Source organism: uncultured Campylobacter sp. (genome assembly GCF_905372745.1).
GTDB lineage: Bacteria > Campylobacterota > Campylobacteria > Campylobacterales > Campylobacteraceae > Campylobacter_A.
This window is the reverse complement of record NZ_CAJPQR010000040.1, coordinates 1-19,154: the sequence shown is the minus strand read 5'-3', so window position 1 is coordinate 19,154 and position 19,154 is coordinate 1. Positions and strand designations below refer to the sequence as shown.

Annotated in this window: 17 protein-coding genes; 4 read left to right on the top strand and 13 right to left on the bottom strand. The window is 44.6% G+C overall.

Translation table 11 applies throughout. From position 1 onward, the window contains the following. Window positions 1-79 precede the first annotated feature (79 nt). The 6 genes from QZ157_RS09455 to groES all read right to left on the bottom strand — a co-directional run bounded on the left by QZ157_RS09455 (window position 80) and on the right by groES (window position 6,284). Complete coding sequence (locus tag QZ157_RS09455; protein WP_177389356.1) at window positions 80-766, bottom strand: class I SAM-dependent methyltransferase; 687 nt, start codon at window positions 764-766, stop codon at window positions 80-82. A gap of 189 nt (window positions 767-955) precedes the next feature. Next, on the bottom strand, window positions 956-1,714 hold the full coding sequence (locus QZ157_RS09450) for a glycosyltransferase family 2 protein (RefSeq protein ID WP_295144871.1): 759 nt from the start codon (window positions 1,712-1,714) through the stop codon (window positions 956-958). Beyond that, on the bottom strand, window positions 1,711-2,904 hold the full coding sequence (wecC, locus tag QZ157_RS09445; protein ID WP_295144868.1) for a UDP-N-acetyl-D-mannosamine dehydrogenase: 1,194 nt from the start codon (window positions 2,902-2,904) through the stop codon (window positions 1,711-1,713). Before wecC ends, QZ157_RS09450 begins: the two co-directional genes overlap by 4 nt. Beyond that, a complete protein-coding gene (wecB, locus tag QZ157_RS09440) occupies window positions 2,904-4,049 on the bottom strand; it encodes a UDP-N-acetylglucosamine 2-epimerase (non-hydrolyzing) (RefSeq protein WP_295144865.1) in 1,146 nt (381 codons plus the stop codon). Before wecB ends, wecC begins: the two co-directional genes overlap by 1 nt. A gap of 318 nt (window positions 4,050-4,367) precedes the next feature. After that, the gene (gene groL, locus QZ157_RS09435; protein ID WP_295144862.1) at window positions 4,368-6,002 is read right to left on the bottom strand and encodes a chaperonin GroEL; all 1,635 of its coding nucleotides are present in this window, start codon (window positions 6,000-6,002) and stop codon (window positions 4,368-4,370) included. Window positions 6,003-6,023: 21 nt separating this feature from the next. Next, the gene (groES, locus tag QZ157_RS09430; protein ID WP_002946739.1) at window positions 6,024-6,284 is read right to left on the bottom strand and encodes a co-chaperone GroES; all 261 of its coding nucleotides are present in this window, start codon (window positions 6,282-6,284) and stop codon (window positions 6,024-6,026) included. 173 nt (window positions 6,285-6,457) lie between these two features. Here groES and QZ157_RS09425 point away from each other — a divergent pair, with 173 nt between their 5' ends. Together QZ157_RS09425 and QZ157_RS09420 are read left to right on the top strand one after the other, a co-directional pair. Beyond that, a complete protein-coding gene (locus QZ157_RS09425) occupies window positions 6,458-9,055 on the top strand; it encodes a hypothetical protein (RefSeq protein ID WP_295144858.1) in 2,598 nt (865 codons plus the stop codon). Between the two features lie 556 nt (window positions 9,056-9,611). Beyond that, window positions 9,612-10,304: a hypothetical protein gene (locus tag QZ157_RS09420; protein ID WP_295144855.1), complete on the top strand. Its 693-nt coding sequence runs from the start codon at window positions 9,612-9,614 to the stop codon at window positions 10,302-10,304. A gap of 131 nt (window positions 10,305-10,435) precedes the next feature. Here the strand turns inward: QZ157_RS09420 and QZ157_RS09415 are convergent, their stop codons facing one another. The 6 genes from QZ157_RS09415 to QZ157_RS09390 are packed head-to-tail and all read right to left on the bottom strand — an operon-like array spanning window position 10,436 to window position 16,177. Continuing rightward, the gene (locus QZ157_RS09415) at window positions 10,436-11,074 is read right to left on the bottom strand and encodes a tetratricopeptide repeat protein (RefSeq protein WP_295144852.1); all 639 of its coding nucleotides are present in this window, start codon (window positions 11,072-11,074) and stop codon (window positions 10,436-10,438) included. Window positions 11,075-11,083: 9 nt separating this feature from the next. Then, window positions 11,084-11,716 carry a tetratricopeptide repeat protein gene (locus QZ157_RS09410; RefSeq protein ID WP_295144849.1) on the bottom strand — a complete coding sequence of 211 codons (633 nt, stop codon included), beginning with the start codon at window positions 11,714-11,716 and terminating at the stop codon, window positions 11,084-11,086. Window positions 11,717-11,725: 9 nt separating this feature from the next. Beyond that, window positions 11,726-12,352: a tetratricopeptide repeat protein gene (locus QZ157_RS09405; RefSeq protein WP_295144846.1), complete on the bottom strand. Its 627-nt coding sequence runs from the start codon at window positions 12,350-12,352 to the stop codon at window positions 11,726-11,728. 56 nt (window positions 12,353-12,408) lie between these two features. Further along, on the bottom strand, window positions 12,409-13,014 hold the full coding sequence (locus tag QZ157_RS09400; RefSeq protein WP_295144843.1) for an NUDIX hydrolase: 606 nt from the start codon (window positions 13,012-13,014) through the stop codon (window positions 12,409-12,411). After that, entirely contained in the window at window positions 12,999-14,372 is a 1,374-nt protein-coding gene (gene mgtE, locus QZ157_RS09395; protein ID WP_295144840.1) for a magnesium transporter, read from the bottom strand. The genes QZ157_RS09400 and mgtE overlap by 16 nt, the downstream gene beginning before the upstream one ends. Beyond that, window positions 14,372-16,177: a peptidoglycan DD-metalloendopeptidase family protein gene (locus tag QZ157_RS09390; protein WP_295144837.1), complete on the bottom strand. Its 1,806-nt coding sequence runs from the start codon at window positions 16,175-16,177 to the stop codon at window positions 14,372-14,374. The genes mgtE and QZ157_RS09390 overlap by 1 nt, the downstream gene beginning before the upstream one ends. Window positions 16,178-16,291: 114 nt before the next feature. On the opposite strand from QZ157_RS09390, the gene QZ157_RS09385 reads away from it, so the two are divergent. Beyond that, the gene (locus tag QZ157_RS09385; RefSeq protein ID WP_295144835.1) at window positions 16,292-17,008 is read left to right on the top strand and encodes a plasminogen-binding N-terminal domain-containing protein; all 717 of its coding nucleotides are present in this window, start codon (window positions 16,292-16,294) and stop codon (window positions 17,006-17,008) included. Beyond that, window positions 17,008-18,390: an FAD-linked oxidase C-terminal domain-containing protein gene (locus QZ157_RS09380; protein ID WP_295144833.1), complete on the top strand. Its 1,383-nt coding sequence runs from the start codon at window positions 17,008-17,010 to the stop codon at window positions 18,388-18,390. The genes QZ157_RS09385 and QZ157_RS09380 overlap by 1 nt, the downstream gene beginning before the upstream one ends. 155 nt (window positions 18,391-18,545) lie before the next feature. Here the strand turns inward: QZ157_RS09380 and QZ157_RS09375 are convergent, their stop codons facing one another. Continuing rightward, window positions 18,546-18,926 (bottom strand): WG repeat-containing protein, encoded by a 381-nt coding sequence (locus QZ157_RS09375; protein WP_295144830.1) that lies wholly within the window; start codon window positions 18,924-18,926, stop codon window positions 18,546-18,548. Window positions 18,927-19,154 lie beyond the last annotated feature (228 nt).

Genomic DNA, 19,154 nt, shown 5'->3' with positions numbered 1-19,154 from the left:
GTAAAAATTATCGCATATCCAAATATAGTATTAATAACGCCTACGAGCAAATACTTTAATAAAGAAATATCGTAACGCATTAGACCGATTTCTTTACTGCAATATAATATTGACCGCCTAGCGGAAGCCATTTTAAAAATCTCTCTAAAAAAGAGAGCGCTTTTAAGACAGGAGGGAAAAATAACGTATATGCGCTACCGTTATCTTTAAATCCGGCTTTAAAAAAAATAGATTGCAACTCTTTTTTTGATAGCAAAACTGCATCTTTGTCAAATTCGCAAGTAGATACCATGCGTCTTGTAAGAGGATTGTGAGGATTGTGTTCAAAAACCGCTACATTGCAATTATCGGCAGCTAGTTTAAATATATTAGATGTCACGTAATCTCGTAGGCTAGGTTCTATATGGTGATATACGCCTGCTATAAAAATCACGTCGAAATATCCGTTGTAGGAAGCTAACTCTTCATTTGTTTCTATAATCTTTACTTCTTTATTATTTTGCCTTGCTACCTCTAAACTTTCTTTTGAGATATCAAATCCAAAAACGGACGATTCGCGAAACGCTTCTACTATATACGGTAAATTTCTACCCGTGCCGCATCCGTATTCAAGTATTTTTAGCTTTTGATTTCGTCTTTTTACTATATCGCTTAGTATTTTTATCTTGTACTCCGCATAGTATTTTATGTCGCCGAATTTTTTATGCTGATTTTGCATTATATCGTCATAGTTTTTACTGTACTCATCAAAATTAACTTTTTTCATCAGTAATATCCTCTATAAAATACCTTGGTCTTCTTTTTGTTTCTTTATAGATTTTACCTATGTATTCGCCAATTACACCAAGACACATAAGTTGAATTCCTCCCATAAAGTATATAGGTAAAACAGTAGAGGCCCACCCTTGCACCGTTTTATTAGCAATAACAGAATACAATACACTCCCACCCATTATCAAGCTAACAAAAAAAAAACGATAAAGCCTATTAACGTTATCAATCTTAAAGGAACCACGCTAAATGAAGTTATGCCGTCCCATGCGAAGGTGAACATCTTTTTTAGTGTATATTTTGATTTACCTGCATACCTGTCTTTAACATCAAAATATATATACTCTGTTTTTAGTCCAATTAAAAGAACAAGCCCTCTTAAAAATAAATTGACTTCCTTAAAACTAAGCAGCATTCTAATGGCCTTACTACTAAGTAATCTATAGTCCGCATGGTTTTTAATAATATCCACCCCCATTAAATTCATTAATTTATAAAAGCCTAATGCAGTTGCTCTTTTAAAAAAAGAATCACACATTCTATCGTTCCTGACGCCGAGTACAACATCGCATCCATTCACGTAAGAATCAGTAAAATGTATCATAGACTTTTCATCTTGTTGCAAATCCGCATCAATAGAAATTAAGCAATCGCATTTACCTTCTACATACTCTATTCCTGCCAATAAGGCGTTTTGATGGCCTTCGTTTTTAGAAAGTTTTATGCCTTTAGTAGATAAATTTGTAGCACTAGACGATTTTATTATACTCCAAGTATCATCCTCGCTACCATCATCGACATATAAAACAAAACTATCGCTTTTAATCTTTTTTTTATCGATTAAATTTTCTAGAGTCTCGCTCAATCTTTTTATAGTTTCGCCCAAAACCTGATCTTCGTTATAACAAGGAACGATAATTGCCAATTTAGGAATATTTCTCATCTAAAAATCCCACAAAAATCCAAAACTCCTTTTTCTATTTTTAGCCCCTTAAATTCCTTATGCGCTACCAAAAATACGACTATATCAGCGATATCCATGGCTTTTTCGTAGTTTATTATCTCAAAATCCTTGTGCGATTTTATATTTGGCTCGACGGCTAAAATTTCAAATCCTTGATTTTTTAATTCGCGAGTAATAAAAACCGCAGGCGACTCTCTAAGATCGTCTATATCGGGTTTAAACGCAAGCCCCATGCAGGCTATCTTAGGCTTTTTGCCGCTTTTTAGCTCAAATTTTAAAGCGGCATTTTTTATCTTTTCGATCGCCCACTGCGTTTTGTGACTATTTACCTCTCTAGCCATTTTGATAAGCCTTGCATCATCGCCGCCCGCATACACGATAAACCACGGATCGACGGCTATACAGTGTCCGCCCACGCCGCAACCGGGATTTAGGATATTTACGCGCGGATGGCGATTTGCTAACGAGATAAGCTCCCAGACGTTGATGCCGAATTTATCGCACAAAACGCTAAGCTCGTTTGCAAATGCGATATTTACGTCGCGAAACGAGTTTTCGGTGAGCTTTGCCATCTCGGCGGTTTTCGCGTCTGTTTGCAAAATCTCGCCCGCGACGAAAGTTTTATAAAATTCGGCCGTTTTTTTTGCGGCTTCTTTATTTAAACCGCCTACGATTCTGTCATTTTGTACGAGTTCTTTTAAAATTTTACCGGGCAGTACTCTTTCTGGGCAGTGAGCGATGTAAATTTTAGAGATATCCACACCGTTATCCTTGAGGATTTCGCCTATTTTTTCAGTAGTTCCCACGGGCGAGGTCGACTCTAAAATCACGATATTTTCGTCCCTAACAAAGGGCGCTATAGACTTGCTGGCGCTTACTACGTAGTTAAGATCGGGCACGTATCCGTCGCAAAAGGGCGTAGGCACGGCTATGATAAAAACATCGGCCAAATCAGGCTCCAAGCTTGCCCTTAAATTTCCGCTGTTTACCGCACCTTTGACGAATACGTCAAGCTCGGGCTCTACGATATGGATTTTTCCTTGATTTATCGTATCTACCGTAATTTGCACTACGTCCACGCCGCGCACTTTGTAGCCTTTGTTTGCCAAAAGCGCCGCAGTAGGCAACCCTATATAGCCAAGCCCCATAACGCAAACATTTTTTATCATCATCTCTCCGATCTTAAATTTTTTATAAATTCTACTATCTTAACGCTAGCTTTACCGTCGCCGTACGGGCTTCGCGACTGAGACATCTTTTGATAGATTTCGTCGTCGTCGAGTAAAATTTGAGCCTGCGATACTATATTTTTCTTATCAACGCCAACGAGTTTTACCGAGCCGGCCTCTATAGCTTCGGGTCTTTCGGTTGTATTTCTCATTACAAGCACGGGTTTACCGAGGCTTGGCGCTTCCTCTTGTATCCCGCCGCTATCTGTTATGATAAAATGCGCCATGCTCATCAGATAAACAAATTCGCCGTACTCTAGAGGCGCTATAAGGCGGACGTTGCCAATGCCGGATAAAATTTTCTTTACGGGCTCCTGGACGTTTGGATTTAGATGAACGGGATAGACTATATCGACATTTGGATTTTTGATAGCTAGGGTTTTTAGGGCCTCGCAGATATTTATAAATCCATCGCCGAAATTTTCCCTTCTGTGACCGGTTACGAGTATGATTTTTTTACCGCAGCTAGTATCGTATTTTGCATTTAGCGAGGTTAAAATTTTATCTTTTAGCGCGTTATCTTTTTGCATCCTTTCAAGCAGCAAAAAAAGCGCGTCAATAACGGTATTTCCGGTTACTACGATATTTTCTGGACTTTTATTTTCTTTTATGAGATTTTGTTTTGATAAATTTGTAGGGGCAAAGTGATAGCTTGCGATTATGCCGACTAACTGTCTGTTTATCTCCTCGGGAAAAGGCGAATAAATATCCCCCGTTCTTAACCCCGCCTCTACGTGAGCTACCTTTATCCGCTTGTAAAAAGTAGCCAAAGAAGCTATGCTAGCAGTAGTAGTATCTCCGTGAACAAATACTATATCCGGTTTAAACTCGTCTAAAACATCTCTCATCTTTAGCAAAATCCTAGACGTCAGATCGTACAGATCCTGCCCTGCTTGCATAATGTCTAAATCATAATCTGGAACTATGTCAAATATCTCGAGGACTTGATCTAATATCTGTCTGTGTTGAGCCGTGACGCAAACCTTGACGTCAAATTCGCTATATTTTTTAAATTCTTGTACCAAGGGCGCCATTTTTATGGCTTCCGGTCTGGTGCCAAAGACTATTAGTATTTTTTTTATCATCAAATCACTTTCCGGTCTAGCCTAATATCCGCCGAATTTAAGGTTGCCGTTTAAATTTAGCCGCCTTAAAAGATCGCCTTTACGCTAGATTTGGAACTATTTTATACAAATTTCGGTTAAATAATAATTAATTTTAAATCATTTTTAGACACGGGAATTTATGCGTATATTTTAGACGTTTAGCCGCTTAAGCCTAAAATCTCGTCAAATTTGCGGCCATTAGGAGATTTAAAGTAGGTTTAAATTTTTAGTAAATTTAAGAGTCGTCTTTACGAGAAAACCTGCGGAAAGCCGAAGCCTTCCGCAGATAAAGGCGTATTACATCATTCCGCCCATGCCGCCCATTCCGCTCATATCAGGCATCGCAGGCATCGGTTTGTCCTCTTTTAGCTCGCTTATGGTAGCTTCCGTAGTTAAAAGCAGGCTCGCCACGCTAACCGCGTTTTGAAGAGCCACGCGCTCAACCTTGACCGGGTCGATGATACCGGCTTTAAACATATCTACATACTCGCCCGTAGCCGCGTTAAAGCCGTAGTTATCGTCTTTGCTTACGCTTACGGAGTTTGCTACTACGCCCGCGTCAAAGCCCGCATTTTCGGCGATCTGGCGGAGCGGAGCGGTTAGTGCGCGTCTTACGATATCAGCGCCTATAGCTTCGTCGCCGCTTAGTTGTAGATCTACTTTTGCGCTCGCTTTGATAAACGCAGCGCCGCCGCCGATCACTATACCCTCTTCTACAGCCGCTTTAGTCGCGCTTAGAGCATCATCCACGCGGTCTTTTTTCTCCTTCATCTCAGTCTCAGTAGCAGCGCCCACTTTGATGACCGCTACGCCGCCGCTTAGCTTAGCTAGGCGCTCTTGCAGCTTTTCTTTGTCGTAGTCGCTTGTGGTTTCTGCGATTTGAGCTTTTATTTGGATGATTCTAGCGTCGATTGCAGATTTCTCGCCTGCGCCGTTTACGATAGTCGTATTATCTTTGTCGATGATGACGCTTGAAGCTTGACCTAAGTCGCTTAGAGTCGCACTCTCTAGCGTTCTGCCTAGCTCTTCGCTCACTACTTCGCCGCCTGTTAATATAGCGATATCCTCAAGCATCGCTTTTCTGCGATCGCCAAAGCCAGGAGCCTTAACCGCAGAGATGTTTAGCACGCCGCGAAGCTTGTTTACTACTAGCGTCGCAAGAGCCTCGCCCTCGATATCTTCAGCTATGATTAGTAGCGGTTTGCCTGTTTTTTGGATCTGCTCAAGCACTGGCAGCAAGTCTTTTAAATTTGTAATCTTCTTGTCAAATAGCAAGATAAACGGATTGCTCAGCTCGACCTGCATCTTTTCGGCGTTTGTGATGAAGTACGGGCTTAGATATCCGCGGTCAAACTGCATACCCTCGACCACGTTTAGCTCGTCGTGGATAGATTTTGCTTCCTCGACGGTAATGACGCCGTCTTTGCCGACTTTTTCCATCGCGTCAGCGATCAGTCCGCCGATAGCAGAGTCAGAATTTGCCGAGATAGTGGCTACTTGCGCGATCTCTTTTTTATCGGTTACTTTGCGCGATAGGCTTTTTAGCTCGGCGATTATAGCTGCGGCCTCTTTATCCATACCGCGTTTTACCTCGACCGGATTTGCGCCTGCGGTGATGTTTCTTAAGCCCTCTTTAAAGATAGAGTGCGCCAAAACCGTAGCTGTAGTCGTACCGTCGCCCGCCTCGTCGTTTGTTTTACTAGCGACTTCTTTTACTAGGCCTGCGCCCATGTTTTCTAGAGCGTCTTTTAGCTCTACTTCTTTAGCTACGCTCACGCCGTCTTTTGTGATCGCAGGAGCGCCGAAGCTCTTTTGCACTAGCACGTTTCTACCGCGAGGCCCCATCGTTACTTTTACTGCATCGTTTAGTTTTCTAACGCCTTCATATAGTCTATTTCTAGCCTCGTCTGAAAAAAATATCTCTTTTGCCATTTCTATTCCTTTAAATTTAGATTATTTTAAAACGCCCAAAACGTCTTCGATTTTTAGAACCAAATACGTCTTGCCGTCAAGCACGACCTCGGTGCCGCCGTATTTTGCGAAAACCACGCTATCGCCCACGCTCACGCCTTCTACCTCGCTTGATACCGCCAAAACCTTGCCGCTTAAAGGTTTTTCTTTTGCATTATCGGGTATAATGATGCCCGAAGCGGTCGTTTTGACGTCCTCGAGACGCTCGACTAAGACTCGTTTGCCTAACGGTTGAAAATTCATGATTCATCCTTTATGGTTTGATTTTACTTTTTTAGCACTCTTTTGTTTTGAGTGATGAAATTATAGTCAAATTTTTAGAATTTGTCAATAATTTAGCTAAAATTCTTAACAAGTCTTAGTATAATCGGCTCAAGTTTCATAATAAAATTAAACTAAATCTAAAAGGATAGACGATGAAAATTTTAGGCGCCCTGCTCGGACTGGTTTTTGCTTTGCTTATAGCGGCTTACGTTGCGGCCTTTACGGACTTTGGCAACGGTTTGGTTAAACCCTACGCTGAAAATATCATTAAAGAAAAAAGCGGATTTGACGTTAAATTCGACAAATTTCAGATCCGTCCGACGAGCGTAGATATCGTAGCTAACGTAAACGGCGAGATCGTAGCTAACGTAAACGGCGGGCTTTCTATTTTTTCTCAAAGCCTCGATCTAAAATACGACGTCGCAGTTAGCGACCTAAAAAGCCTGGGCGTCAAGCTAAGCGAAGCTATGAAAATCTCAGGCATTGCAAAGGGTAAATTTAGCGATTTCGCCGCTAGCGGGGTAGGCCAAATGCTAGGCTCAAACGTAAGCTTTGACGCAAATTTAAAGGACTACAAGCCGCTTTCTCTAAAGCTCGACGCTAAAAATTTACAGGTCGAAAAAGCCCTGGCGCTAGCCGGCCAGCCTATCTACGCGCGCGGTAAAATCTCCGCCGTCGCAAATATCGTAGAAAGCGGCGGCAAGCCAAACGGCACCGCAAATATCGATATCTTGGACGTAAAAACCGATAACGCACTCATCGCAAAGGATTTCAACGTCACCCTGCCGTCAAATTTCGCCGCAAACGGCAAAATCGTAGCCGACGTTAAAGACGGCATCATAAACGCCAAAAGCGCGGTGATCACGCCGCTAGCCACGATCGGCAGCGACAAGACGATCTACGATCCAAACTCAAACACCCTAAGCAGCGACGTCAAGCTCATCGTGGATGATCTAGCCAAATTTGAGCCCGTCATCAAGCAAAAGCTTAGCGGCGCGTTTAAAGCAAACGGCAACGTCATCGCCACTGCCGGCGAGCTAAAAAACTTCGACGTAAAGATCAAGGGATTCGGCGGTAACGTCGATGCGGTGCTAAACGGCGGCAAACTAATAGCCAAAATCAGCTCGCTAAAGCTTGACGAGCTAGTTAAAATCGCCGCTTTCCCGGCGTTTGTCGGCGGAACGATCAGCGGCGAAGCGGTGCTAAACGACGTGCACAACACGCAAAATATCTCCGGTTCTGTTAAGCTTGCCACCAAAAACGCGCGGCTAAATCCGGCCGAGCTAAAACAGGTCGCAAAGGAGATAAATTTGAGCAAACCTCTAGCCTTTGAACTAAACGCAAACGCCGATGTGGCAAGCTCGAAAGCCAAATTTAACGCCTCGCTAAACTCCGAGCTTTTAAAGCTAAAGAGCCTAAGCGGCGTTTACGGACTGGACGACGAAAACGCGGACGTAAAATTTGACGCGGGTATCGATGATCTGGGCAAATTTGAAGAGCTAATCGGCAAAAAACTATCGGGCAAAGTGGACGTCAAAGGCATGGCAAAACTCGCAAAGGGCGCGCTTAGCGAGCTTGATCTAAACGCAAACGCTCTAGGCGGCAAGATAGATGCGATCCTAAAAAACGAAAAACTCACGGCAAATTTAAGCGCGCTTTCGCTCAAAGACGCATTTACGCTGGCTGCGCTGCCAAACTACGCCGACGCCGTGATCGACGGATCCGTCAATCTAAGCGGACTGGATCCGAAAAATCTCAGCGGTACGGCTAAATTTAACGTCAAAAACGGCATAGTAAATAGCGCCGTCGTAGCAAAAGAGCTAGATAAACGCTTCCCAAGCGGCACGAAATTCGACGCTAACGCGGATGTCGCTATAAACGGCGGAAAGGCTAAATTTGACGCAGCAGCAAACCTCGTCTCAAACGCAAACAAAAACCTAATCGCGCTAAAAAATCTAAAAGGCGACTACGAGCTTGAAAGCGGCTCGGCGAAGGCGGACTTTGAGCTTGGCATAAGAGAGCTAAAAGAGATCGAGTTTTTGGTCGGACGACCGCTTTACGGGCCTTTGCTAGTTATCGGCGATGCGACAAAAACTGGCGAAAAGCTAAGCGCGAACGTAAATTCGCGACTCTTTAACGGCGATCTTAAGGCAGTCTTAAAAGACGATATCCTAAACGCAAATTTAAAGAGCTTTACCGCCAAAGGCCTCACCGACTTTTTGGGCCTCTCGCACGTCTATGACGGCACCGGCGATATGACGATGGACTATAATCTCGTCTCGCAAAAAGGTAAATTTGACGTCACAGTAAATGACGGCAAGCTCGTAAAGACCGATTTTACCGAGCAGGTAAGAACCTTCACGGGGCGCGACATAACAAGCGAAATCTATAAAAACAGCAAAATAAAAGGCACGATAAACAAAAACCTCATCGACTTTAACGCCGATATTAACGCGACTAGAAGCCGAGTCTGGGTAGCTAGCGGCAAATACGACATGGCAACCAAGGCCGTAAACGTGCCGATCAAGATGAACTACGAAAAAACCGACATCGACATCACGGTCACTGGCACTAGCGACAACCCGAAATACACGATTGGCTCGGACTATCTAAAGGGCAAGGCGGTCAAAGAGCTGGATAGATTTTTGGATAAGAAATTCGGCAAAGACGACGAAAACGGCACCACGGGCGATGCGAAAAAAGACGCCAAAAAAGATGCGATAAAAGGGCTTCTCAAGGGGCTGTTTTAGGTAAATTTGAGCTAAGCGCGGCGGTAAATTTGACGCCAAATTTGAGCAAAATAAGTTCGGCAAGTGGGGCAAATTTGAGCCGGAGCTCGCTTGCTCGGCGCGTCAAATTTGAGCTGCTCGGCTAAATTTGACCGCTCGGCTAAATTTGACCGCTCGGCTCTGCGGTAAAATTTACGATTTATCGGGCGGCAAATTTAATCATTTTAGGTTAAAGTCGGCGGCACGGCTCGGTACTAAAATCAAAGCTTTAAATTTTAAGGCGCTGCGGGTAGCGAATTTAAAAGATCCCAGGACGCTAAATTTAGATCGCTAGACTAAATTTAAGCCTGCTTTGAGGATAGATTTAGGCGGACAAAGCGGCGATGAATTGCCAGAAAGCCCCGCGACCAGCAAAAAGCGATAATTTTTGGGTTTTACGCGACAAAAAATGATTAATAAAGCGCTAAAGAAGCAATGATTTAAAGGAGCAAAATTTGAACGCAGCAGATAATCAGACGCAAAATTTAAACGGCAATCCCCAAAACTCAAATTTTGCAAATTTAGGCCCGGGCAAATTTTGAGGGATTACGACAAAGAGCCGATAATCATCAAGGATTATAAACAAAATTTGAGCCTATTTTCAGCCCTCTTAACCCTCGCGCTCGTTGCCATCATTATCTTGATCTCCCTGATTTTTTCTTTGATGAGTTTGGATAGGATTTTATTTAACTCCATTATTATTATCATAGTTTTAAAGCCTACGTTTAAAGCAGCGTTAAGTGCGCCTAAAAACGGCCATTGCAGCTTTGAAAACGGCGCCGTAAAACAGCAAATCACAGACAAAACCATAAAAGAAATCAAGCTTGCCCAGATCGCGGACTTAAGAAAAACATTTGACATCACGGATGATTTGTATCAGATAGAAGCTAACAAATACATCATTTTCGTCGGCTTAGTTTTCGTGCTTTTAGCGCTTAAAAACTATTGTGACGTGATGGGTGTGAATATTTTTGAAATTTTTGCGTTTTTTATCTTCTTATTTTTTTCCTCGCTTATCCCGCAGACTATTTTTCATTTTAGATTGGGCGGGCTCAAATCCTGCACGGTTTATAATATGCTTGCTATTTTTTCCAAAAAAGACGGCACGATAATAAATATTTTGATCCCTACAAACAACGATTACAAGGAGCTAAAAGAGTATTTTCTGCGCAAAAAAGGGATAAATTTGGATAATGCAAGCAAGCAGTTTAAGCTGATAAAATTTAAATAGAATCTATAAAATAACCGCTCGCAAAGTAAAGTCGGTAAAATTTAAAGTAGCATCCGCCGGTAGCCAAATATGATGCGGCAAATCCAGCCTCGCTCGCGGGCTGATTAGATAAGACCGAGCGAGGCTAAAATTTACTTTGATTTTTTAACAAGTTCCCTAAATTTCGCGCAGCCCATATCGTATCCATAGTCGCAAGAAAGGCCGTAAAGCTCCATCGCCTTTTTATCGTCTTTTGCGCCTTGATCTGCCTTTTCATGTCCGCGGGCTAGAGCGTAACAACCCTGCGCGTCCTTGAAGTCGCAGGCTAGCCTGTAGTATTTGCGGGCTTTTTGCGGGTCTTTTGTGCCGCCGTATTCGCCGTTACCGTGCGCGGCCGCTCTCACGCACGCCTCGCCGACTCCGCCCTCGCAGGCTTTTTCGTAAAGTCTCGCCGCCTTTTCGTAATCCGACTCGACTACGCCCCATAGCGAGTTACCGTCGTAAGCCCCCGCTACGGCCGCGCATCCGTCCATATCGCCGAGCTTGCAAGCTTTTTCATATAGGGCAAACGCTTTTTTGCCGCCGTCTTCGTCGCTAAATTTGCCGTTTTGTTCGCCCAAAAACGCCGCCAAATAGCAGCCTGCGCCGTTTTTCTCGCTACTGCACGACTTTTCAAACAAATCCATACTGCGCTGGGTATCGTATGCTTTTATATGCGCTTTGGCAGCCTCCTCAAAATCCCCGCCAAAGGCCGCTGCTACTAAAATCGCCGCTAAAACAATCTTTTTCAATCCGCCCTCCTATTTGCTAAGTTTTTTAAATTTAACGCAACCTCGATTAAAGCCGTTTTGGCAAGCTAGGTCGTAAAATTTAGCCGCTTGGGCATCGTTTTTAGGCGTTGCGTCGCCTGATTCGTAGATATCCGCCGCATTATAGCAGCCCTCGCCCTCTCCGGCCTCGCAAGCAAGTTTATAATATTTTAGCGCATCGGTAAATTTAGCGGCGGCGTCGTACTTTTTAGCTATTCTTAAGCAAGCGTCTGCGTTTTTTGTCTCGCAGGCTTTTTCGTAAAATTCAGCCGAATTTTCGCCGTCTGTTTCATCTTGCAAAGTCGGCGCGTCGTAAAGGTCGCCGGCCGCTTCGCAGCCTCGCGCATAGCCTAGCTCGCAGGCGTTTTTATATAGCGCAAGAGTCTGCGAAAGTATCTCTGGCTGCATATCTGCGCTATCTTGATCGTAAATCGCAAGCGATTTTATAGATGCCGCCATATAGCAGCTTACGGCGTTTTTATCGCTCTTGCACGATTTTTCGTAAAGCGATGCAGCTTTTTTGCTATTTACATCCTGTAGGTATTTTTTCGTAGCGATCTCAAAGTCCGTCTGCGCCGACGCTAGAACGACTAAAAGTAGAGCCAAATAAATTTTCTTAAACATCGCGGATCCTTATTTTTTGTCTTTATAGAGTCGTCTAAACTCGGCGCAAGCGCTCATAGAGCCGTAATCGCAGGCTAAACCGTAAAGTTCGTACGCTTTTGCGACGTCTTTTTTTACGCCGTCGCCTTTTTCGTACATATCGGCTTGCGCGAAGCAGCCGTCGGCATCCTCATAGCCGCAAGCCGTCTGATAAAATTTAAACGCCTCTGCTAAATTTCGCTCTACGCCTCTGCCCTCGTCGTAATAGCCGGCTAATTTCCAACAAGCCGCGCCTACTCCGCCGCTGCAGGCTTTTTGATAAAGCTGCATAGACTTTTTATCGTCTATCTCTTGACCGCCGCGGCCGTTTTCATAGATATCGCCTAGGGATTTGCATCCGTCCATATCGCCCATTTCGCAGGCTTTAGAAAACTGCGCAAAGCTTTTGGTAGCATTTGAATCTTTGGCAAAGTTATTGTCGTTTATAAAGCCTGCGGCATAGCAGCCTGCGGCATTTTTCTCCTCGCAGGACTTCTCAAACAACTCTAAAGCCTTATCATACTCGTTTTGCGCTAGCTCGGCCGCAGCCTCCTCAAATACGCCCAGCCCAAAAGCCCACACCGCTAAAAATACGGTTAAAGCGATTTTTCTTAGCATCTATTCTCCTTAAATTTGATTATCCCAAGCAAACTAAGCCCGGCAAATTTGACGCTCTAGCGGTTAAATTTATCAAAAAACCACATAAAAGCAAAAAGTAGTCCCGTAGCCTTGCTTTTACTCTCGTCAAACATAAATTTGCGCGCATCTTTAACCGGCACGTAGGCTAGCTCGATATTTTCGCCGTCTATGCCGCCGCCCTCGCCGATTTTCATATCGTCGTTTATCGCGGCAAAAAACATCGTCTGCCTCGCTCCGCCAAAACCTAGCGCGCCGCGCGTGGAGGTTATGCGCTCTACCTTGCTAGCCGCAAAGCCCGTCTCCTCGGCGATCTCTTCGATGACGGTCTGTTCCTCGCTTTTACCTTTATCCATTAGCCCCGCGCAAAGCTCGTAGGTATAGCCTTCCTCGCCCTCTTGCATTAAATTTAGCGGCCCCGTTTTTGCGCTTTGGATATTAAACCAAACGGCGGGGCGAAACTGCTTAACCAGCAAAAACGCGTCTTTATCCTCGTGATAAAGTAGAGCCGAGACGCTGTCGTGAGCCTTTACGCACTCCCATCTGACGGGCTTTCCGCACAGATCAAACGAAATTTGATACGGCTTTACGTAGCGCGGAGAGGTTAAATTTTCTATCTTGATATTTTTTACAGCAGTATCCATTTTGCCAGTCCTAAAAAGCTAAAAAATCCGACCGTATCGGTAACGGTGGTAAGCAGCACGGCCGAGCCGACGGCGGGATCGATGTTAAATTTCTTTAAGGTTAGCGGTATCAAAGTACCGAAAAATCCGGCAAAAAATAAATTTATAAGCATCGAAGCGCCTATAACCACGCCTAACATCGGGCGACTAAACCAAATCGAAGCGATGACGCCCATTAAACAAGCAAAGGTTAGCCCGTTTATGAGCGCGATGCCTACCTCGCGTTTTAGCGCGACGGCGGCGTTTTTAAACTCGATTTCTCCCAAAGTTAGTCGGCGCACGGTTACGGTGAGCGCCTGCGTGCCGGTGTTTCCGCCCATGGACGCCACGATAGGCATCAGCACGGCAAGAGCCACGTAGCTAGCGATCGTATCGTCAAAAAGCCCGATGATGCTGGAGCTAATAAGCGCGGTAAATAAATTTACCAGCAGCCAAACGGCGCGCGCGCGGGTAGCCTTTACTAGGCTCGTGTCCTCCTCCTCGGCCTCATCATCGACGCCGGCTAGGTTATAAATTTGCTCCGTGGCGCTTTCTTGGATGTAGTCGTGGATATCGTCGGCGGTTATTCGGCCTAGCAGTATGCCCGTGCTGCTGGTTACTGCAATGACGTTTAGGTCGTAGTCTTGCACCATGACGGCTACGTCTTGCATGAGGTCCATATCGTTTGCGACGTGGGGTTTATAGCAATCTGCTTGCGCTTCTTCTATATTTTGCTTTAAAGTCTTTGAAAAATCAAAAAGTATCAGATCTTCAAGCGGGATGGCATACTCCAAAACGCCCTCTTTATCAACGATAAAAAGCTGCGAGACGTTTTCTAGCTTGCCCTCTTGCTTCTCGCGCCTAAGCCTAGCTACGGCGTTTCCCAGCTTTTCCTCTAAATGCGCGGAGAAAAGCTCGGTTTGCATGTGCGCGCCGGCTCTATCTTCTTCGTAGCTTCTAAGCCTTAAAATTTCGTTTTGATTTTCTCTATCTAGCTCGTTAAAAAGCTCTCTGGCCTTATTTTCATCGATATCTTCGATGTATTGAAGCAAATCAGTCGCGTCGTCGCTTTCTAGCTCCTCTAGCGCTTCTACGATCTTTTCTGCGGGTAGTTGCTCGATCACGTCTTTTAACATGTGATCGGGCATCTCGATGGCTACGTCGCCTAGCATCTCGGGATCTAGCTTTTCTAGATACTCGGCAAAAAGCTCCTCGTCGTGCTTTTTTAGCGTTTTTAGGTGGTGGGCTAGATCAGCCGCGCTTAGCTCCTCGTCGATCGTCTCGTTTAAGTGCGAGTCAAGCAGCTCTTTGGCTTCGTTTAATTGCTCGTTTTCTTCCATCATTTACTCTTTTTGTCGCTTGACTCGGCGGTTTTATCTTTTGATTTGGCCTTTTTATCGGCGGTCTGTTTTTGTTTTTTGGACTTATCTTTGCTAGTGTTTACGTCCTTTTTCTTTTTGGACTCGCTTTTTGACTTCTCTTTTTTCTTGTCATTTGATTTTGGTTTTTCTTTGTCTTTTGCGTTTTTGCTAGATTTTTTAGAGTCCGTTTTTTTATTTTTTTCTTTTTGGGAGGCCGAGCTAGACTCTGTTTTCTCCGCTTTAGTCGCTGCTAAATTTACGGCTTGGCTTGCGTTTACGTCCGTTTTACCGGTTAAATTTTGCTCGGATTTTATCGTCAAATTCGTATCAACCGGGTCGGTTTTGGTTAAATTTACGTCCTTTTCATCTTGGGATTTAACTTCGCTCGTTAAATTTACGTCGGTTTTTGCGGTCGAATTTAGCTCCGCTTTCGTCGCGTTATTTTCCTCTGCGCCGATTTTTAACTCGCTTGTTAAATTTTCATCCGGCTTCGTCTCGTTAGCTTCGGTTTTTGCGGTTAGATTCGCATCTTTATCAACGCTTGCCGCTTTTTCGTCTGCCGCCGTTATGTTTTCGTCGGTTTTTGGCGTAAATTTAACCTCGCCCAGCTCCGATACGGCGCCGAATTTCTCCTCTTTTTCCGGGATTTCGTCATTGGTGGCGGCATCTTTGATCTTTGTTTCAAACTGCTTTATGTATTTTTGAAATTTAGCGTTTTCCGTCTGGGCAAAGATATTTTTAGCCACCTTTATCTCGTTTTCGGGATTTATCGCATTGCCGTTTTTATAGACGCCAAAGTGTAGGTGCGAGCCCGTACTCATGCCGGTACTGCCTACGTAAGCGATGAGCTGCCCCTGCTTTACTTTTACGCCGCTTTGTATGCCCTTAGCAAAACCGCTAGAATGCGCATACAGCGTCTCGTAACCGCCGACGTGCCCGACGATAACGACCTTGCCGTAGCCGCTTTTGGTTCCGACGAATTTAACCGTTCCGTCGCCGGCCGCCTTTATCGGAGTGCCTTTAGGAGCACCGTAATCCACGCCTAGATGCGCCTTGTAACGCTTTAGTATCGGATGATAGCGCTTTGGCGTAAAAGGCGAAGTGATGCGGGCGTTTGCTATCGGTCTGGTTAGCAAAAATTTATCGTTTTTCTTACCGCTTTTGTCGTAGTATTTGTTTTCGAATTTATACGTGACGTATTTTTTATCGCCGATTTGTATCGACGCCCAGTGTATTTCTGGTACGCCAAACGTTCGTCCGAGCCTAGTTTTTTGCGTGTATTCCATCGCGAGCCTGTCGCCTTTTTTTAGCTTTTTAAACTCGCTTTCCGGCACTTCGCTCTTCATCGCCAGATAAAATCCGTGCGCCAAAGCCGCGCTGCCCGTAGCGTCTTGGATATCTTGCGAAGGCGAAACCGTAATAGGCATACTAAGCACGCGCCTATGCGTTTGATACGAGATCGAGGAAAGCTGAAAATTATACTTTCCGTCGTTATCTTTATAAATTTGCGCTTGGAGTTCTTCGTTTACGGGGATTAGCACCTGGCTTATCCCGCCTTTTTCGTCTCTTAAAATTTGATACGATATGCCCGCTTTTATCTCGCTTACAAACTCCTTATCGTCCGAATCCATATCGTAGTAAAGAGAAAGCGGGATGGAGTTTTTCTCTAAAAACGTTAAAAACGTATCTCCGTTAGGCCAGCTAAGCTCCTGAACGGTAGGTTGTGCAGGCTCTACGGCGAATAAATTTACCGTCAGCAGTAAAGCTAATGAAAATTTCCTCATAAATTCCCTTGATTTAAAAGTCGTATTTTACTCGAAAATTACTTACATTTTGCAAAACTAAGGCGCTTTAAGCTATAATGAGCGGCAAAATTCTACATTTTTAGGAGATAGATTTTGAAAAAATTTCTTTTATTTTTAGCGGCGGCTTGCCTTGGCTTTGCGGCGGAATTCTCGATGAGAGAATACAAAACCCCGCTGATAAGCGTGGATGAGGGCGTAGGCACAATCATAGACGGCTCAGATATCGTCGTAGGAAGTAGCGGCGTCGTGATGCATAAATTTGAAGGCTCTCAAAGCTCAATCATCGCTCGCGCCGTCGTTACGCAAAAAAGCGGCGGCTTTGCCAAGGTCAGGTTTGAAGTATTTGACGCGCTAGCACAAAAGGCACTGCCTCTGCCGGGAATTTTACCTAAAAGCGGCGACGAGCTAATACTAAACTACCTCTACGACCGCTCGCTCATCGTCGTGCCGAACAAAGAAATTTACGCCGAAGTAATAAACGCGTTTAAAGACATTACCTTTATCCACCCGGACATCGTGGGCTCATACCTAAGCTACGAGTATAAGCCAAACCCTAGCCGCGACGACTTTCGTAAAATGTGCAACCAAAGCGCTGCCGGGCTAATATTTATCGCTATGAATAACGAAGCGCTTTTTGCCGACTGCCAGAGTTTCGAGCCGCTAAAACGCTTCCAAAGCGGCGCGGTCAAATACTACCAGCTACCTTTTTACACTCGCGTCAAGGACATCGATACGGTATTTTGGAAATGGGGCTCGGAGCAGATCAGCGACTTTGACCGCCACTACAAAGCTCTTTTAAAAGAAAAATGATGCTTGATAAACACGCTAAATTTTTTGTAAATTTACTAGGCGCGGACAACGCCTACTTCGACGACGCGCACAGGATCGCCTACTGCTACGACGCGACGAAAAAGCGCCATCTGCCAGACGGCGTGCTTTTCCCTAGAGACGAGAGCGACGTTAGCGAGATTTTAAAGTACTGCAACGAAAACGGAGTCAAAATCGTGCCTAGGGGTGCTGGCAGCGGCTTTACGGGCGGGGCGCTAGCGCACGAGGGCGGCGTGGTGCTTGCATTTGAAAAGCACATGAACAAAATCCTAGAAATCGACATGCAAAACATGGTCGCAGTCGTACAACCCGGATGCATAAATATAAATTTACAGCGCGAAGCCGAGAAACTAGGGCTTTTCTACCCGCCAGACCCCGCCAGTCAGGACTACTCGACGCTAGGCGGCAACGTGAGCGAAAACGCGGGCGGCATGCGCGCGGCAAAGTACGGCATCACCAAAGACTACGTCATGGCGCTGCGAGCGGTACTGCCTAACGGCGAAGTGATCCGCGCAGGCAAACGCACGATAAAAGACGTCGCCGGATACAATATCGCAGGCATCCTCATAGCCAGCGAGGGCACGCTAGCGGTAATAACCGAAATCACGCTAAAACTCATCGCAAAGCCTAAATTTAGAAAAACGGCGATGGGAATTTTCCCTAGCGTAAACGCTGCGATGAACGCCGTTTATAAGACGATGGCAGCAGGCGTGACGCCGGTAGCCATGGAGTTTTTAGACGCGCTTTGTATACGCGCGGTCGAGACTAAATTTAACAAAGGCCTACCTCAAGATGCGGGCGCCTTGCTCATCACCGACGTAGACGGCGACGTTTTAGACGGTCTGGAGCAGGATCTAGCCACGATAGAGCGAGTATTTAGAGAAAACGGCGCTAGCGAATTTAGACGCGCCAAAGACGAGGGCGAGCGAAACGACATCTGGTTTGCCCGCCGTAACTGCTCGCAGGCGATAAATATCTACGGGAATTTAAAACTAAACGAAGATATCACGGTGCCGCGCTCAAAGCTACCCGAGCTACTGGGGCGTATCGGCGACGTCGCGGAAAGATACGGCGTGCAGGTGCCGTGCTTTGGCCACACTGGGGATGGCAACGTACACACAAACGTCATGGTCGTAGATAGAGCCGACCCGGCGCAGGTAGAGAGCGGACACAAGGCGATCGAGGAAATTTTTAAGATTGCGGTGGAGCTTGGCGGTACGCTTAGCGGTGAGCACGGCATCGGTATCAGCAAGGCCGAGTTTATGCCGCTTGCCTTTACGGATGCCGAGATGGAGCTTTTTAGAAGTATCAAAAAGGCGTTTGACCCGAACAATATCCTAAATCCGTTTAAGATGGGGCTGTAAAAGCGTTGTCTCTTGAGCATTTTTCATGTGCTAGCGCTTTTTTTGAGAAATAAATTTCGTTTTTGCTTCCGTGGCAACTTGTTTGGTAGCCTCGGTCGCAAAAACTTCAATAACATTTAAGATTACCTCACGATACTTCTGCTTAAATTTATTTTTTAATTTTGCTCTCTTTGTGAGAAAATTCCATTTTTATCTATAAAGCCTTCAATGCCATTTTTTACAACCTTAGCTTTACCGTTTCTAAAAGAATAAGCTTTATCGTATTCTAATGGGATTACTATCCGTCCTGTTTTGTCTATATACCCCTCTTTGCCGTCTTTTTCGACCGATGCTAGCCCCTCGCTAAATTCGTCAGCGTCATCATAGTATTCAAATTTTATCTTTACATTTCCTTTTTTATCCATATATCCACACTTGTCTATAGTGCAAACTGCACGAAGCCCCTCGCTTAGCGAGCCAATATATCTATAATTAGTATCTTCAAAACAAGCACTAAATGCAAATGGTATTAAAAACAGCAAAATTTTTGATTTCATTTTATTCCTTCTAAATAATGTTTTATCAAAAACATTACAACATTATCCCTAAAATTATAATAAATTTATAGTAACCTTGAATTAACTTGTATTTACTATTTGTGCGCTATTTCCAGCTTAATAACTCTGTCTAATTTGATCAACATTAACCTTGCAATTATAAGAATTATTGCGAGACAAACACAAGACAAACAGATTTTATCTAATACGAAATTTAAAAATTTTAAA

Bases quoted from the DNA above. Each gene is read 5' to 3' on its own strand.
- QZ157_RS09455 (WP_177389356.1), bottom strand. From the start codon at position 766: ATGAAAAAAGTTAATTTTGATGAGTACAGTAAAAACTATGACGATATA.
- QZ157_RS09450 (WP_295144871.1), bottom strand. From the start codon at position 1,714: ATGAGAAATATTCCTAAATTGGCAATTATCGTTCCTTGTTATAACGAA.
- wecC (WP_295144868.1), bottom strand. From the start codon at position 2,904: ATGATAAAAAATGTTTGCGTTATGGGGCTTGGCTATATAGGGTTGCCT.
- wecB (WP_295144865.1), bottom strand. From the start codon at position 4,049: ATGATAAAAAAAATACTAATAGTCTTTGGCACCAGACCGGAAGCCATA.
- groL (WP_295144862.1), bottom strand. From the start codon at position 6,002: ATGGCAAAAGAGATATTTTTTTCAGACGAGGCTAGAAATAGACTATAT.
- groES (WP_002946739.1), bottom strand. From the start codon at position 6,284: ATGAATTTTCAACCGTTAGGCAAACGAGTCTTAGTCGAGCGTCTCGAG.
- QZ157_RS09425 (WP_295144858.1), top strand. From the start codon at position 6,458: ATGAAAATTTTAGGCGCCCTGCTCGGACTGGTTTTTGCTTTGCTTATA.
- QZ157_RS09410 (WP_295144849.1), bottom strand. From the start codon at position 11,716: ATGTTTAAGAAAATTTATTTGGCTCTACTTTTAGTCGTTCTAGCGTCG.
- QZ157_RS09405 (WP_295144846.1), bottom strand. From the start codon at position 12,352: ATGCTAAGAAAAATCGCTTTAACCGTATTTTTAGCGGTGTGGGCTTTT.
- QZ157_RS09400 (WP_295144843.1), bottom strand. From the start codon at position 13,014: ATGGATACTGCTGTAAAAAATATCAAGATAGAAAATTTAACCTCTCCG.
- mgtE (WP_295144840.1), bottom strand. From the start codon at position 14,372: ATGGAAGAAAACGAGCAATTAAACGAAGCCAAAGAGCTGCTTGACTCG.
- QZ157_RS09390 (WP_295144837.1), bottom strand. From the start codon at position 16,177: ATGAGGAAATTTTCATTAGCTTTACTGCTGACGGTAAATTTATTCGCC.
- QZ157_RS09380 (WP_295144833.1), top strand. From the start codon at position 17,008: ATGCTTGATAAACACGCTAAATTTTTTGTAAATTTACTAGGCGCGGAC.
- QZ157_RS09375 (WP_295144830.1), bottom strand. From the start codon at position 18,926: ATGAAATCAAAAATTTTGCTGTTTTTAATACCATTTGCATTTAGTGCT.